The organism is Cohnella soli (assembly GCF_042655525.1).
Taxonomy (GTDB): Bacteria; Bacillota; Bacilli; order Paenibacillales; family Paenibacillaceae; genus Cohnella; species Cohnella soli.
The window spans coordinates 80,158-96,107 of the sequence record NZ_JBHSMI010000001.1 but is presented as its reverse complement, the minus strand read 5'-3'; the positions used below and the strand labels follow the sequence as shown (position 1 = coordinate 96,107).

Below are 15,950 nucleotides of genomic sequence, written 5' to 3'. Positions count from 1 at the left end.
TACTAAATTAAGCTGCTGGTTCTTGTAAGAGCTGTTGCTTCGTTAGAAGCCATTCTTGCAAAGGAAGTATAAACTCTATCCATCTTGGAGATCTTGAGGCTACTTCAACAACTTGGTGAAGGCCGAGTATTTTATTTTCAAATCCAATTTTTTCAATTATTTCGTTTACGAACGCATGCGCGTTATTTACATTTTGAATCTGACCAGCAACTCTTTTGATTTCATCGTTAGCAGGTACAATTTCCTCGGGAATTGTAGTTATTATATTATGAATAAATTGTTCTGGTTTATAGGCATCCGGTAGACAATACTGACTAATATGATTTAGCGCAGCTTCTCGTAGGGGAACTAAAAAAGGGTCGTTACCTGTCATTGCTTTTTCCATTTGGCTTAATTTTTCTGCATGCGTTTTGTATACATCGCCATCAAGTAAGAATAAAGTATTTTCCAAATTTGTTCCATTCAGCAAGAGGCCGCATGCTACCGTAAAACAATTCACAGCTGCTCCAAATCTTTTTGTAGTGACAAATCTCTGCATATTTAATCTCTGGCAAGTGTGATTAACAATTGCTTGAGATAAGTCATCCTCAACAAAAATTTCTAATGGACGAACATTCTGCCCTGTGAGACGGCTAATAGTATCTGGTTTTGTTTCATTTAAGCAAAATGTTTGATTTGCAGTGTTCCAAAGATGTCTTATGTTTACTTGATGCTCAAGGTCAGTGATTGCTGGAGCATGCGTGGTAAAGACTATTTGATGGTCTTTGTCTTCAGCCCGTTGTTTAAGGACTGTTATTAGTTTTTTTAATGCATCTATGTGCAACAATAAGTCTATCTCGTCTATGAGTATGAGTGAGTTTTTAGGTGCACTAAAAACTTTTGATAAGATATAAAATAACCGTTGTTCTCCTGCACCCATGCTCAACGATGAATAATGATTGTTGTTGTGTTCGACACCAATGTACTCAAAATTTGTTGATCTATTGTTTGTAAATGATGTATACTGCCGATTCATTACGTATCCTGCTTTTTCCCGAACTTGACGTGAGACATCATCAGTAAGCGGGGAAGTTACATAAGTTATGATTGTCTTCTTTTTTTCTTCTTCTATTCTTGGGACACAAGTTTTTACACCGATAAATAGGGTGTTTCGAAACGGACGGCGTTGATACTTTGGGTTCCAACGGTCGCTCTTTGTATATTCAACAGTAACATCATTATGTAATTCTTGTTCATTTCGATAACTGTGAGTCATTTTGAATTTGCTACCGGCCCATAAAGCATCTGTGTTTGGGGTGAAAAACTCAAACATTTTATAGTTCTCTCTATTACGGTTATTATCGATAGGTTGATAGCAGCATGCAAGTGCATGGAGAATTGTTGATTTTCCACTTCCGTTGATGCCCATAATCGCTGTTAATTCAGATCCGGTGAAATCTATAGTTACGTTTTTTAAATTTTTGAGCACTTCAAAGTGAACAGACAAGATACGTTGCTGTGAAATTGCCATGCCTCTTCATCTCCTAATTACAATGTATTATTATTGTAACAGAGAATCCGACATCTTTTCCCATAAAAAAAGCCGCTTTTATACATAAACCTATTCTTGATAGTATTCTTGGCCTATTTTTTGGCGTTTGTCCTTCCCTGTTGGGGCGGCTGACACCAGCACGACGTGCCGATCGTGGTGCTTCCGCAACAACGTCCCACCCTTCAACTTGCCAACGGATCGTACAATGAACCTGACGGATCAAAGGAAACCAACGACCCGAGGCTCGGCGCGTTAGTCGATTGGGATCCCACTAATAAAACCGTACTCGGGGAATCCGGTGGTTTTAGGAAAAGAAGAGAAAGTCTGAGTTACGTAGTAGATTTCAAAAATAAAAGTACAGGGTACGGCGAAATTACCGCCGTACTTTGAACTTTTTTGTTTGAATCAACTAAGGTTTACAGGCAACTTTATATTTTTTAATGAAAAACTGAAAGTATAATTTACATTTTCGATGTAAATAATTATACTATGAGTTGTGTGGGGGGGCGAGGGATATGAAGGATTTAATAACGGATGAAAATGTTTTGCAGGTATTGAGAGGTTACAACAAGTGGTGGGATACTGATAAAGTCCCTGATGATTTTGCTAAACCCGTTAAAAGGTTTGCCTATTATGATGCTAAACTAAGCTTTGAACATACAACTATTCGTCGTCATGTAATATTAACTGGCCCTCGTCGAGTTGGAAAATCGACTATTATGTATCAATCGATACAAGATGTGCTACAGTCTGGTGTTCCCGCAAAGAATATTCTTTATGTTTCTTTTGACCATCCTCTTCTGAAGGTTTCGGAAATAAATCGTATCCTAAAAGTATTTATAAATAATGTCTCACTTAATGAAAGTATTTACCTCTTTTTAGATGAAATCCAATACGCCCATGATTGGAATGGGTGGTTAAAGACGATTTACGATAATAATCCAACATACAGGGTAATGGCAACAGGGTCGGCAAGTCCGATTCTGAGTGAAAAAATGCCTGAAAGTGGCGTGGGGCGCTGGGTTCAAATTCGAATTCCAACACTATCTTTCTATGAATACCTTGAGCTTCGTAGTGTTGAGGCACCAGTAATTGAGGAAAAAATCAAACCAACGGCACTTAGCGAATTGAGCCAAAAAGAACTTGTCGTACTTATGGATAAACTTCAGCCATTAGAACGTCATTTTCATAGGTATTTATTAATCGGTGGGTTCCCTGAAATTGCACAATCGGATGACATATCCTATGCTCAAAGAATAATTCGAGAAGACGTCGTTGATAAGGTTCTAAAAAGAGACATGGTATCTCTCTTTAATGTAAGACACATCGATGAACTCGAGAGAATATTTCTATATCTTTGCATGACAACAGGAAATATCATTGAAGCGACTACAATTTCAAATAACATGGATATTACTCGACCAACGGTACTTAAATATCTCAATTTTCTCGAGTTAGCAAACTTGATTTATATAGGATATCCTGTTGATATGGTTGGGAAGAAAGTTTTGAAAGCAAAGCCGAAAGTGTACCTTGCTGATGCAGCAATTCGTAATGCCGTGCTTTTGCAAGGTGAAGAAGTACTACAGGATCCTGATCAAATGGGAATGATCGTTGAATCTGCTGTGTACAAGCATATAAACACGTTTTACTATAACTTTAATCCCAAAATAGGTTACTACAGAGACTCCAGTTCACAAAAAGAAATAGATATCGTTGTAATGATGCCCAATTCCAAAATATTAATTGAGATAAAGTACCGCGAGAATCCAAAGATCAAGGAAACAGAAGCCATTGTAGAATGGTCGAAAAAGGACAAGCTAACAGCGGCTTCTCTATTAGTAACAAAAAATGCAGAAGACTACGGTAAACTTGAACACGCTCCTATTATGAGAATTCCGGCATATGCTTTCTTGTATTTACTCGGTCATGCCGAGAAAATACGGTTTAGGAAACCAGTATAAAAAAATTGAGTTGGTAGCGCGAGATGTTCATCCATAATAGACACTTCTGTGGCAGAATTAAAGATATTATAATTGGAGCGATTGGATTTCGTACGCGGATAACCCGATAGCCGTCGGGGACGAAGAAACGCCCAGCAAGGCATAGCAGTACCTGAACGACAAATAAGCCGCCATGTAGCCCGAGGGCCTTGGCGGCTTGTTTTGTGTACCCGAAGTCAACAGCGAGTCAACGGTGCCGGTCTAACAGTCGCTCTGGGAGTACTTACAGAGCAGGGCGCCGTTGCGCCCGTCATGCTCGTGTTTACAGACAAAGGGCCGGGACGCCCCACCACAACAAGTTCGTGAATGTTGTAAGCAAATCAACATAAAATCAACGATTTAAAAGGTTGAATAATTTAGATGTGAACTATCCTGAATCAAACTCTAAATTATCACTGAGGAATCGGCAGTTTGCCGGATACGCGCATCGCAACCCGGATTGTTCCTAGAACCGAACAAATATCGCGATGACCGAAGTTGGAATGTCGTTTATGTTGGGTCTTTATAGGAGTGGGTTCATCATGCTCATGGAAATTAATTGTTGTTGGCCACAACTCTTTAGGATGATAGGTATCATAATGAAATTTCCAAATGGCATTACGGTTGGCGGGTTCGAACTGCCAGTCATACTCGAAGCGTAGGACGATTTGCGGGGCTCCCTTTTTATCTTCAATGTACTCAGAAGCATGCAAAGTTCCGCATCCGTACTTCAGATTGATTGTTTTACGTATTTGAGGGTATGTGCTATCCCCTTCATAATTACCATTTTCAATCTTACCTTCTATAATGTCGTCAAACTCGTTCCGTACATATTCCCAATCGGTGGGTACAATCGGAGGGCGAGGAACGTGGTTTATTACATAGTTGCTATAATTGCTCATTAAAGGTCGTTAAGTCTCATTTGATAGAAATTCCAACGTGAAGCATCAGTTTCCTGCTCAGACGTTAGATTACTAAAATCAAAAGCATCTTTGTACGTTTTCCCACCGTACTTCTTCTGTAATGCCTCGATTTCAATAATTAACAATGCTCTTTCGTCATCTGTGGCAAAAGAAGTTTTCTTTTGTTCTTGGTACCGCTTTACGATGTTACCAAGCGGTTCGATGGTTCCATCCCGATGCTGAAAAGGCGTAAAATGGGGGGGGCGTGCCTTGGCGTTTTGATTTCATGGTCGGAAAATGCAATAATGTTTCGACATGATTCTTGGAGGCAGAAGCAACATTGAAACGCTACCCTTTTGAATATGACCATTCCCGTCCTTTTCTTCAACAGGTTGGAGAGTGGGTCGGAGATGTATTCTACGAAATATTACCGAAGGCCGACTTCGAAGTTCGCGATGAGCAAATCTATATGGCTTTCCAACTGGAGAGAGCATTCGCCCAGAGGCAGACCATCTTCGCGGAAGCGGGTGTAGGAACGGGCAAGACGCTAGTCTATCTGTTGTACGCGATCTGTTACGCTCGCTATACCCGTAAACCGGCAATTATTGCCTGTGCGGATGAATCCCTGATCGAGCAGTTAACAAAGCCGGAAGGTGATCTTGCCAAGCTGGCTCGACATTTGGGTCTGATGATTGACGCTAGACTGGCGAAAACTGCGGATAAGTACCTTTGTCTAACGAAGCTGGATCAGGCAATAGCTGCCGACGAGCATTCGGATGTGTACAGAGCGGTATACGATGAATTACCGGGATTTGTCCGTCAAAATAAAGCGATGCAGTCGTTCCATGCCTACGGAGATCGCAAACAATATCCTCATTTGAACGATCATCAGTGGAACCGAACTAGCTGGGATTCTTTCCAAGATTGCTTCGCTTGCCAACAAAGACACCGATGTGGACAGACGTTATCCCGCGAATATTTTCGAAATTCCAGTGAATTGATCATTTGCTCGCACGACTTCTATATGGAACACGTATGGACGTATGAGGGACGCAAGCGGGAAGGACAGCTGCCATTGCTGCCGGATCACTGTGCCGTCGTATTCGACGAGGGGCATTTGCTGGAGTCGGCTGCGCAGAAGGCGCTCACTTACCGTTTGAAACATTCAGTGTTCGAACAATTGATCAGTCGATTGTTGCAGAATGAAATTCGGGAATCTTTGGCTGTGCTTATAGACGAGGCGATTGAGCGCAGTGAAATGTTGTTTAACACACTTACAAGACATTGCGAAGAGATACTCGGTTCTGACCGGAAACGGATTATTCTCGGCAAACCGCTGCTTGAGGAAGTATTGTTGTTCAGTCAAGTGATCGAAGCGATCGAAGAAGAGCTGGTTTTCGAGAGCGAGCTTTATACCTTGAACGATTACCAGCTGCGCATTGTCGAGGAGCAGTTGGAGACGATTCAGAAGGCATTAAGCTTGTTTCGGAATTCCGACCGCTTGATAAGCTGGGCAACGGAGGATAAGGACGGGCTCACCTTGGTCATTATGCCTAGAGCCGTAAAGGAAGTGTTACGTGAAAGGGTCTTTGCCCTCAATATACCGGTTGTTTTCTCTTCTGCGACATTATCCGTTAACGGTTCATTCGATTATATAGCGAGCAGCTTGGGAATTGATCATTATATGTCCTTCAGCACGAAATCCCCTTATGATTATCGGAATCAAATGGAGGTTTTGGCACCTGAGTGGCCTTTAGGGGCTTCGTCTGAGGAGAAAATGAAGGCTGCTGCAGGCTTGCTGAAGCGAACCGAGGGCAGGGCATTGATCTTATTCAACCGTAAAGAGGAGCTGCTAAGGTTTAAGGAGTTGCTCCCATCCTATCCAGAATGCAGGGATCTGCGATTCTGGTTTGAAGGAGATGCTGAAATCAGCCATCTCATTGGCTCTTTTCAACGGGACGAGGCAAGTATATTGTGCGCATTAAGTCTATGGGAAGGCCTCGACGTCCCAGGTCCAACTCTTTCGAACGTCATCATTTGGTCGCTGCCGTTTCCTCCTCAGGATCCGGTATTTATGGCGAAGCGGGAGGCGGCGGCAGACCCGTACGACGAGGTAGATCTACCCTATATGCTACTTCGACTGCAGCAAGGAATCGGACGATTGATCCGCTCACGTGAAGATCGTGGAATCGTCGCCATCTTAAGTGAGGAAATCCATCAGGACACGAAACTTCGACAGGCTATTGAGGCTTTATTACCGCAAGGAGTTCCGTTGATGCGAACTATGACAAGAAAACCGGGCAACTGACGCTTTCCTTCAAACAAGGTGAAGGCATTCTTCTGAAGCTTCTCGCAGGTTATGATTTAGACTAATTCTGGTTGGAAAGACCAGATAGATTGATAAGGATGATGAGAATATCACAGACGTTGGGCTACTTGCCTGAAGTCATTCAGTTAAACGGCGAGGGCTATGACAGGTTGCTAGTTGGCGACCTGTTGTAGCCCTCTTTGAGTTGAATAATCGCTCTCTCAGCATGCGCGTCAAAATAACAACCTGAAGTATTTTCATATTAAGCAAGGTTAACCAAATCATTGAATTTTCCGATATATATATAAACAAAAGGATATTAAGGATGTGTTTGTTCAAGTGGCAATTCAATCGAGGAAAGCAAGATTAATAGGTACCATCCTTTGTTTAGTTATCGTATTCGCGATGCCTTTACACGCCTTTGCCGAAGACGCAAGCGAGCTTCAGTGGGTGACCGGCAATGGGGAAGCTGTTGAGGTCGGGGACAATCTGGCTAAGCAGAAGTTGCTAGAGGGATATTCTTTTTTGAATGCGGATGATACAAAGCAGTTTGAAAAGGAAAACGGCGGTGTACCCTCGGGTGCAGAGATCGGTATGATTTCCCCGGATAATGGGAATTGGGCCGTTTTTTTGGAATATGACAATGTTGGCCATATTTCGGATGATGACAAGACAAGCATTGACGCCGACGAGCTTTTGCAAAGCTACAAGGATGGAACTGAGGAAGCCAATAAGGAGTTGAATGAGGAGGACCGGCTTTTTGTGGATGGATGGGATATCACTCCACATTATGATGAGAGTCTGCATAATCTGACTTGGTCAATAATCGCGCATGATGCTAATCTAAAGAAGCTTATTAACTACAATGTTCGCGTATTGACGAGAGAAGGGTATGTGTCTGTCATTCTGGTAAGCGATCCCGAACACTTGAACGAAGACCGAAAGCAGATGGAAGCCGATGTTCTTAGCGGACTTTCCATTAATGAAGGCAAGCGCTATGAAGACTACAATGCATCGACGGATAAGAAGTCTAAAATGGGGCTGGCGGCGTTGGTCGTAGGTGGAGCCGGGGTGGTGGTTGCCAAGAAGGTCGGTCTACTAGCCATAATCCTTCTGGGACTTAAGAAGTTCGGTATCGTTATTGTCGCAGTAGGAGCCGGTTTATGGCGTTGGATACGAAGCAAGTTGAAGTTTGCTAAGCAAAGTGCGGCTGAATCTTCAGGTCCTAATAGTGAGACCAAAGAAGATGAGGAACCCCACGCATCTGCTTAATCTACCTGCTCGGATTCCGGCGCAGATTATGCTGCATCTTGAACGGCAGGATAGCGACTCACGCAACCCGTCGATAACGAGGAAGAACCGAAAGACGTTTAGCAGTACTTAATTAAGAATACATCGCCATGTGGCCTACAGGCCCTAGCGGTGTTTTTTATTTCGCGCCTCGCGGATCCGAACCCCCATTTTTTTGTTTCGGAACCTTCCGAGCAAGTTTGCTACCAAGAAGTCGCTGAAAGTAGTTGCAAGTGACCCGGAGCCATCCACATTGGGCAGTCAGGTCAGGCGGTTTGAAAAAAAGGAAATATTTACATATAGGAACATGCGTTCTATAGTAAATTGGTGCAGATAATATGCTCAGAAGTAGTTCGTCTAAAAGTAAGTCTTAATAAATGGAGGTTTACAAATGGACAGGATTCAAGAGCTTACATTTGTTTTTCCACAGAACACAGAAGCGGAGCGAGAGTGGGGAGATCATTTTAAAAATCTACTGGGACAAATTCATTCACTCGGACTGCACAGTACGGCTTTACCTAGGGTCGCGTTTCGGTGGGAGAAGGGGGCGTTATTACCTGCCGTCTTATGGTGCAATTCGGAGGAGTCTGATAACCCTATCCCGCTTGGATATGGTATCGAGCATATGTTCTCAGTGCAGGAGGAAACGATTTCGATCGAACAACTTTATCAGCGACTCAAGGGGAAGCTTCTTGGAATGGATCATGCTGGTGTAAACATTCCTAAAGCATCGATGTCACCAACGGATTGGGATACATTGCTATTCGAACTAGCGAAAGGAGCAGCATTATATCGTTACCCCGGCGAGGACTGGCCGTTCATTCTACATACCGAGGAAGATGAATTCGCGGGTGATATAACCGATTTTACCGTCAAGCGCACACCGAAGTTTGAACTCGTTCGGGACGAGTACACGAATATTCCAATTTTTCAATTTGCGTTGGAAACGGATCTAACGAGAGACGAGTTAGAGACTCTTTTCCCCGATCCTATCGGTTTTGCAATTCCTGGGCTCGATGAGATTTTCCGTTCGCTTTTTATTCGGCATCCTTGGGAACTGGAGATGGCGATCCGTTTCGATTTATACTACAAACCGGAAAGTCAGGGGCTGTCCGATTGGGAGACAGGAGAATGGCTGGTTCTAAACGGTGGACGCATAAGGGAAAATACCCGTCATTATGAAGTTTAGAAATCAACATGGATTCAACAATGACATTCATTGACCCCGGATGAGGATATTGTTTAAACTTGAAGAATGACCAAAACTTATACAGAAATTAAGGGCTGTGATAGGTTGCCGTGAGGTGGACCGTTGCGGCCCTCTTTGGGCTGGTTTGCAAACAGCTTGCAAACAAGAAGAGCAGTTGCAGCAGGCCCGGAGCCAGCCACGGTTCAACAATTGAGACAGGTTACTGTTGAAAAGCTTATAAAGTATATCCATCCACAAAAGTGCGCGGTGTCTTTGGCCTGGGAACAAGAGTTCATCATGCTAGGTAGCTCTTCTTGTTGTTATATTTCACTAGTGTTATATTACATTTATGTAATATAACAAGGAGAAAAACAATGAATCGTCTTTCCAACGTGGAATTTATGTTGCTGCAAATTATTGCGGAATCCAAACAAGCGTCGGGGTATCAAATCAATAAGTTGATAGAGCTTAGAGGCTACAGGGAATGGGCGAATATAGGTACGACTTCAATTTACGCCGGATTGCAGAAACTGAAAGACAAACGACTGATCCGATCCGAAGATTCCGTCCAGAAGTCTGGCAAAGGACCTTTGCCGTCTACGTATGTCATGATGGAAGCCGGTATGGAAACATTAAGGAATGAAATCATCGTAAGCCTAACTTCTGCGCGGGAACGAGATAACCGTTTCGATCTCGGACTCGCGGCTCTCCCTTTTATAGGGAAAGATGAAGCCGTGGAAGCTTTGCGGAAACGGCAGAACTTTCTTGAGGAGACATCGAGGAACATAGGTCAGAAATATGAATCGCAAGGCGGCTTTCGATTGCCATTGCACGTTAGGGCTCTTTTCCTTCACCCGATGAGTCTCATCGAGACGGAAAAGACATTTGTCGCAAATCTGATCAGTGAACTAACAGGGGAACTGGAGGGACATGTCCATGTTGATTGAAGGATTTACTCTTTTTCAGGGAGAACACTGCGAGACGACTGCGATGGGTAATCTCCTGCAGCATAATGGTGTTCGATTATCGGAGCCGATGTTATTCGGTATTGGGCAAGGTTTGGGATTCATTTATTGGGATTCGAAGGGAATGGACTTTCCTTTTATTGGGGGTAGGGTAAAGCCTGATGAACTGTCTGCTTCCATAGCATCCCGGCTCAATTTGAATATCAGGGTGCAAGAAACCTCTTCTGTTACAAAAGCATGGCAGAACGTGCAGAGCTACATAGACTGTGGAGTTCCTGTGGGACTTAAACTAGATTCGTATTATTTAGATTACTTTACGAACAAAATACACTTTGCAGGCCACTATGCGGTGATATATGGCATGGATGACGAGTATGCCTATATGGCAGATACAAGCCAGCAAGGCGGACTCGTGACAACGCGATTGTCGAATTTGGCTATGGCAAGAAACGCAAAGGGGCCCATGAGCTCCAGGAATCGCTCCTTTACGATCGAGCAAACGGATCCTCTTCCGCCGCTTGCACCCGCCATACGATCATCCCTCATTAACAATGCTCATGACTATTTGAATCCGCCTATCCGCAATATAGGCAATAAAGGAATCAAAAAAATGAGCAGTGAAATCCTGAATTGGCCTTCTAGAAGCAAGGATTTAGAGAAAGATTTGTGTTTGACCGCTTTATTGATGGAAAGAGCGGGGACCGGCGGCGCCTTATTTCGAAACCTGTATCGAGATTTTCTAAAAGAATGCGTGGATTTGCTCGGTGATTCTAAATTAGAGCAGGCATATTTTCTGTTTACGGAAATCGCGCCGATGTGGAACGGTGTTTCGGCATCGATTGATCATGCGGGAAGAACCGGAAATCAACAGGAGCTAAGACGTGCTTCCGAACTTCTAGTCGACATTGCAGAGAAAGAACGATTGGCCATGGAGTTGGTATCGACAATTTAACTTCATCATTGGTTTTGCAACTTAACTCGTTTTGAATCGACATTAGGGTAGACGAAAAAAACGCTCTCCATTACGCTGTTTAGCGGAAGGAGAGCGTTTCGCGTTTATATGGGATTAGATCGCGTTAGGAACAGGCGGTTTCTCGCCTTGGTTTTTCAGATCTTCGTAGAAGTGAGCCGTTGCGACGGCGATGTAACTGCTGACCCAGAGAGAGGCGATGCCGAGCGTCAGGATGCAAAGTAGAAACCAACCGATGAACGAGAGTTGCAATAAGAACAAGCGCCATTTGTGCCCCGCCATCATCTGCTTGCTGCGACGAATCGCTTCCAGTGGGGTGATATCCGGATTGTCGGCCAGAATGTAGTAGGCCATTGAATAGCGGTAGACTGCGATGATGCCAGGAATAATAAGCGGCAGTAACATCCAGTAGTCCATCGAATAGCTGTAGGCGGCGATGGTGCCAGGAATAGTAAGCAGCAACATCCACAATATCGTAAATACGAGCACCAGCAAATAAAGCAGAAAGGCCTTTCCCGGCGTATTAAAGCCTTGATAAACATCCGTCGCTTTGGGATTCTGTTGCCGTGCTAGGGCGAGGTAGAACATGGCTGCACCCAAGGCCATCATTCCCGCGATCAAGAAGCTCATAATGTCACCGGCGATCTTCAATGATTGAGAGAAGGCTCCCAGAAAGCCGAGTACGAAAGAAGGGATGGCGGACAGAAAAATCGCGCCGATCGCCTTGCCCCAATTTCCTTTTAAGCTTGCTCTCGCTCTGGCGCGCAGTTCCTTACGGGTAGCTTGCACAGTGTGTTTCCTCCCGATTTTTTGTATGATTTGAAGCTTCCTGTAAAATGTTCAGCCGTTTATATTCGACAAATTCTCGCGAATTCCTCTTCACTTGCATCGACCAAACCGCTTAATTCATGCGTTGCTCGGACGTAATCGCTTTTTTAGGAAGCTGGCTTTTCGAAGGTTAAGCTGTATGCGGGTGGCTGGGGCGATTGGATGTATTTTTTTGATCCGAAGTCAACACGGAAATATTGTTGTGGAAAGTTGGAGAGTGTTGTAGGGGATGTGAATAGTTCGAAAGAGGGTATCCCAGTAGTCCTAAAATGACGGAGGGACACCCTCTTTATTTTTTCAAAATTAAGGTGAAAAGTAGGTAGACTCAGGAAAAATGGTTACTATAATGGAAATAACAGACATACATAGGATCGACCCCGTTTGATATTGTCTTGAAGTTAGACAGGAGGAATTACAATGGTGCTGAAAGATACGGATCAACTGGACGATCTCAAGGAGTTTCTGATCAACTGGTACGGAAAGCACGATAGCTCCTACGGTGTGCCAGTGGACGAGCTTCCAGCATATCTGCCTAAAGCGTTGCATGAATTATATGCGTTTGCAGGACGCTGGAAAGATGGTTCGGACGATCACCTCGAGAACTCTCCAGAGATATTTCAACAGCAGGATTGTCTTTATTCGGTGGAGCGACTGAAGAAGGGTGAGGATAAGGTTACATTTCTTGAGGAAAATCAAGCCAACTGGACTTGCCAAGTGGAGGCAGGGAACAATGATTCTCCTGTTTACTGTGACGAGCGCTTGCTTTGGGATGACAATGCAAAGGGACATGTCGTCGTAAATGACTCTTTATATCATTTTCTGAAAAGTTTTTGTTTGCAGGAGGTTGTTTTTGGCTGCAAACACCTTTATCTGATAGAAGGAAATTTAGATCATATACAGATGTTGTTCGATAACCCGATTGAAGATGTGTGGCTAAACGGGTACTATAATAGCCCCAAAGAAGAGGGACCTTCTCATTCATTTTACCGATGCGGGGACGTACTGGTCATGGAGCGCTACGGTGATTTTTGGTTAGGATCTAGCTGTGATTTACCTGCGGCCTTGATTGATGGAGTCCCGTCTTCAATCAAACTGAGGAAGATTAAACCCGATTGAGTCGGTTACGTAAATCTTAAGTCCATCGGGATAAAAGTCGTCTACTAAGTTCCTATTTTATATGATGGTCGGAACCTTATCTGGGAGGGATTGTGTTGCAACAGCTCTTTAATAATATGATTAAGCAGGACGTAAGGCCGTTCCTTTCCAAGCATGGCTACGAAAAGAAGAGTTTGAATTTCAGTAAAATAACAGATGGCCTCATCTACATGTTCAATTTCCAAAAATCCTCCGGCAATTCAGCGGACAATGTAATGTTTTACGTGAACTGCGGTATTTATGCAGCGGAGTTGGCACGGATACAATCGAGAGAGATTCTGACGGCGCCTCAAGAAGCGGAGTGTCACTTCAGAGCAAGAATCGGGGAAATTGTCGAGTCTGTTCCAGATCGATTTTCAATCACTCCCGATACGAATATGGATGATTTAAGAAAAACACTGCTAAGTGGATTAGAAGAGGTTATTCATTTCTATGATACTATGACCAGTGCCAGATCCCTTGTTGATTATTACACTTCAGGTCCATTTTTACATCTGGGCGAAGAGAGCTTTCATTTGCTATTGCAATCCAATGATGTAGCAGCAGCTAAACATTATTTGAAGTCTTTGCAGGAAAAGTACGGAACAGAAACGCGCTGGACCATATTCGAAAATAAATACAAGGCCATCTTCAATAAGTACGAAGTGGAATTTGATAAGCTATAAGTTCAGACGTGATCAAGAGGTTTGGCATGTAGAAAGATATGAAAATGATAGAAGTTGGCAATTAGGAGCGGAGGGAAAGCATGCTTAAGTGGAATAGCGATGTATGGGGTAAGCTAGTTGGGCCGTACGGTTCTGCAGAGAATGTACCTTTGTTATTGCAGCAGCTAATGCGGCAATATAATCAGGAGGTTTTTGACGAACTCTTTCAGAAGTATTTGTTCCATCAAAATACGATATATACGGCAACCTACGCGGCGATACCGTTTTTGGCACAGCTAGCATGCTCCACAACGGATGCAGAAGTGCGCAAAGAACTGTTTCTCAATTGCGGTATCATCGAGGCAAGCCGCGCTGGGCGAGATGAGGCGCCATTCCCGGCTCCTTGGGCTGAACTAGCTGAGGATGTGGGCAGCTTCGTTTGTACGGAGTTGTATTGTGAATATGTAGAGGCAATTGGCAAGCTCAGGGCTCTTACAAAGGAAGTATTTTCCTATGCAGCCCAACATTCCATAGATGAGATGGAGAAGCGTTACATTCTTATTGCGGATGCTGCTTATCGTGGCTCATATATGACTGCCAACATGTTGATGACATTTGATAACGGTGATGAGTATGTAGCCGTGTGTCCGGCCTGCGAGGAAGATGTGTTTATATGGCCTAATGAAGATCATGCAGGAATTCTTCAAGCCTATGCACATGATCCCGTTTTTCACACTGAACAGGAATCACAACTAATCGTTCCGGCAGCGTCATTTGCAGATGAAGAAGCACGCACATTAGCGGAACGGGCGGCTGCGATCGGAGAGCAAACATTGGCTGGGCAAATGCATTATTTAGCGGGGGAAACCGTATGTCCGTCTTGCCGTGAGAAAATTTCTGTATGGCCGTCTTTACTTAGCACATTTACAATGTAGAGCACATGAACAGCCCTTCGTTTGGCATTGAAGCCAGGCGAAGGGCTGTTCGTTTAGTCGCCGTGCTTCAACAGCAGTTCAACGATAGATGCATTCTCCATTTGTTCGGCGACGACTAACAAATCGTCTGGATTAGCGCCGTACTTCAGTAACAGTTCAATAATCGTTGCATTCCCTTTTTCGACGGCGACGATTGACGATCCATTCGGATCGGCGCCGTTTTTCAAAAGCATTTCAACGGTTGTCGGATGCTGACGTTCGATCGCGTGAAACATCACCGATAAACCATATTGATCTTTCATATTTGGATCGGCGCCCGCCTTGACCAGCAGTTCAACGATATCTGTATACCCTTCTTTGCAGGCCCACGGCAGCGCATTGCCGTTGACATTAGCACCGTATTGTATCAACATGGCCACAACGTCAGCCTCATCATGAGATGAAGCCCAGTCTATTGCTGTGATACCGTATTGATTTTTCTTATTCGGATCGGCGCCTGCCTTCAAAAGCAACTGAAAGAGATTTGCATCCGCTTGACTGAAGACTGCTTCAGCCAACACGAAGCTAGGACCATTTACAGCGTTAACGTCGATTCCTTTTGAAATTAGAAAATTAAGCATGTTCCGCGCACGGTCTACTCCCAATTGTTTAACCGCCGGGAATAGATCAAACAGTACATTGCGGCCTTTCACCTTCATATTGACGTCAACACCGGACAACAGCAGCTCTTTAACTTTGGCTATGTTGCCCTCGACAACGGCCGATTTGTACGCTTCTTCAGCTTCTTTCAAGCTCAATTTCTTCAAAATCAAGTAGGCGCCTGTTTCTTTGTCAAACGGAACGACAAAGCCTAGCGCTTCGGCCACTTTCGTGATCGATATGTAACTTTTTTTGTCGTTGACTACAACGTCTGTTGTAACCGACTTATTAGATGGCAGCGTAAATGTTGCCGTTTTCTTTTTTGAATCGAGCTTGAACTTGATGCCGAACGTTTTTTCAATAGTAGGCACTTGAAAATAATAGATGCCCTTTACATTCAAAGGGGCCTCGGCGATGCGAACGCCGCCTTTCATAAAGCTAATCTGAGAGGCCGCATTTGCCGTAACGGTAAAAGGAAGAGTTAGAACTGCAACTAGGAGAATCAACAGCAAACGTTTCATGTGTGTGAGTACACTCCTCGTCTATTAAATAGGAGTAATTATACTTGGATAATAGTGTTAAGTAAATACAACTTACACGACCACTGTGGCC

At 43.9% G+C, this 15,950-nt stretch carries 13 protein-coding genes; 9 read left to right on the top strand and 4 right to left on the bottom strand.

Going from position 1 to position 15,950, the window contains the following annotated elements; all coding sequences use genetic code 11:
- Positions 1-7 precede the first annotated feature (7 nt).
- Positions 8-1,510, bottom strand: coding sequence for an ATP-dependent nuclease (locus ACFPOF_RS00375; RefSeq protein ID WP_378128502.1), 1,503 nt, complete (start codon positions 1,508-1,510; stop codon positions 8-10).
- A gap of 536 nt (positions 1,511-2,046) precedes the next feature.
- Here ACFPOF_RS00375 and ACFPOF_RS00370 point away from each other — a divergent pair.
- The gene (locus ACFPOF_RS00370) at positions 2,047-3,495 is read left to right on the top strand and encodes an ATP-binding protein (protein ID WP_378128500.1); all 1,449 of its coding nucleotides are present in this window, start codon (positions 2,047-2,049) and stop codon (positions 3,493-3,495) included.
- Between the two features lie 431 nt (positions 3,496-3,926).
- Here ACFPOF_RS00370 and ACFPOF_RS00365 read toward each other — a convergent pair whose 3' ends face one another.
- The gene (locus ACFPOF_RS00365; RefSeq protein WP_378128498.1) at positions 3,927-4,415 is read right to left on the bottom strand and encodes a hypothetical protein; all 489 of its coding nucleotides are present in this window, start codon (positions 4,413-4,415) and stop codon (positions 3,927-3,929) included.
- A 340-nt stretch (positions 4,416-4,755) separates the two neighbouring features.
- Between ACFPOF_RS00365 and ACFPOF_RS00360 the strand changes: the two genes are divergently transcribed.
- The 5 genes from ACFPOF_RS00360 to ACFPOF_RS00340 all read left to right on the top strand — a co-directional run bounded on the left by ACFPOF_RS00360 (position 4,756) and on the right by ACFPOF_RS00340 (position 11,119).
- The gene (locus ACFPOF_RS00360; RefSeq protein ID WP_378128496.1) at positions 4,756-6,723 is read left to right on the top strand and encodes an ATP-dependent DNA helicase; all 1,968 of its coding nucleotides are present in this window, start codon (positions 4,756-4,758) and stop codon (positions 6,721-6,723) included.
- A 339-nt stretch (positions 6,724-7,062) separates the two neighbouring features.
- Positions 7,063-7,995 (top strand): DUF2167 domain-containing protein, encoded by a 933-nt coding sequence (locus ACFPOF_RS00355; protein WP_378128494.1) that lies wholly within the window; start codon positions 7,063-7,065, stop codon positions 7,993-7,995.
- 409 nt (positions 7,996-8,404) lie between these two features.
- Entirely contained in the window at positions 8,405-9,202 is a 798-nt protein-coding gene (locus tag ACFPOF_RS00350; RefSeq protein ID WP_378128492.1) for a hypothetical protein, read from the top strand.
- A 374-nt stretch (positions 9,203-9,576) separates the two neighbouring features.
- A complete protein-coding gene (locus ACFPOF_RS00345; protein ID WP_378128490.1) occupies positions 9,577-10,149 on the top strand; it encodes a PadR family transcriptional regulator in 573 nt (190 codons plus the stop codon).
- A complete protein-coding gene (locus ACFPOF_RS00340) occupies positions 10,133-11,119 on the top strand; it encodes a BtrH N-terminal domain-containing protein (RefSeq protein ID WP_378128488.1) in 987 nt (328 codons plus the stop codon). The genes ACFPOF_RS00345 and ACFPOF_RS00340 overlap by 17 nt, the downstream gene beginning before the upstream one ends.
- A gap of 114 nt (positions 11,120-11,233) precedes the next feature.
- Here ACFPOF_RS00340 and ACFPOF_RS00335 read toward each other — a convergent pair whose 3' ends face one another.
- The gene (locus ACFPOF_RS00335) at positions 11,234-11,926 is read right to left on the bottom strand and encodes a DUF975 family protein (RefSeq protein ID WP_378128486.1); all 693 of its coding nucleotides are present in this window, start codon (positions 11,924-11,926) and stop codon (positions 11,234-11,236) included.
- Between the two features lie 456 nt (positions 11,927-12,382).
- Between ACFPOF_RS00335 and ACFPOF_RS00330 the strand changes: the two genes are divergently transcribed.
- The 3 genes from ACFPOF_RS00330 to ACFPOF_RS00320 all read left to right on the top strand — a co-directional run bounded on the left by ACFPOF_RS00330 (position 12,383) and on the right by ACFPOF_RS00320 (position 14,699).
- Positions 12,383-13,081: a hypothetical protein gene (locus ACFPOF_RS00330; RefSeq protein ID WP_378128484.1), complete on the top strand. Its 699-nt coding sequence runs from the start codon at positions 12,383-12,385 to the stop codon at positions 13,079-13,081.
- 92 nt (positions 13,082-13,173) lie between these two features.
- The gene (locus ACFPOF_RS00325) at positions 13,174-13,785 is read left to right on the top strand and encodes a DUF4304 domain-containing protein (RefSeq protein ID WP_378128482.1); all 612 of its coding nucleotides are present in this window, start codon (positions 13,174-13,176) and stop codon (positions 13,783-13,785) included.
- Positions 13,786-13,865: 80 nt separating this feature from the next.
- Complete coding sequence (locus ACFPOF_RS00320) at positions 13,866-14,699, top strand: hypothetical protein (RefSeq protein WP_378128481.1); 834 nt, start codon at positions 13,866-13,868, stop codon at positions 14,697-14,699.
- A gap of 53 nt (positions 14,700-14,752) precedes the next feature.
- On the opposite strand, the gene ACFPOF_RS00315 is transcribed toward ACFPOF_RS00320, so the two are convergent.
- Positions 14,753-15,859, bottom strand: coding sequence for an ankyrin repeat domain-containing protein (locus tag ACFPOF_RS00315; RefSeq protein WP_378128479.1), 1,107 nt, complete (start codon positions 15,857-15,859; stop codon positions 14,753-14,755).
- Between the last annotated feature and the right edge of the window lie 91 nt (positions 15,860-15,950).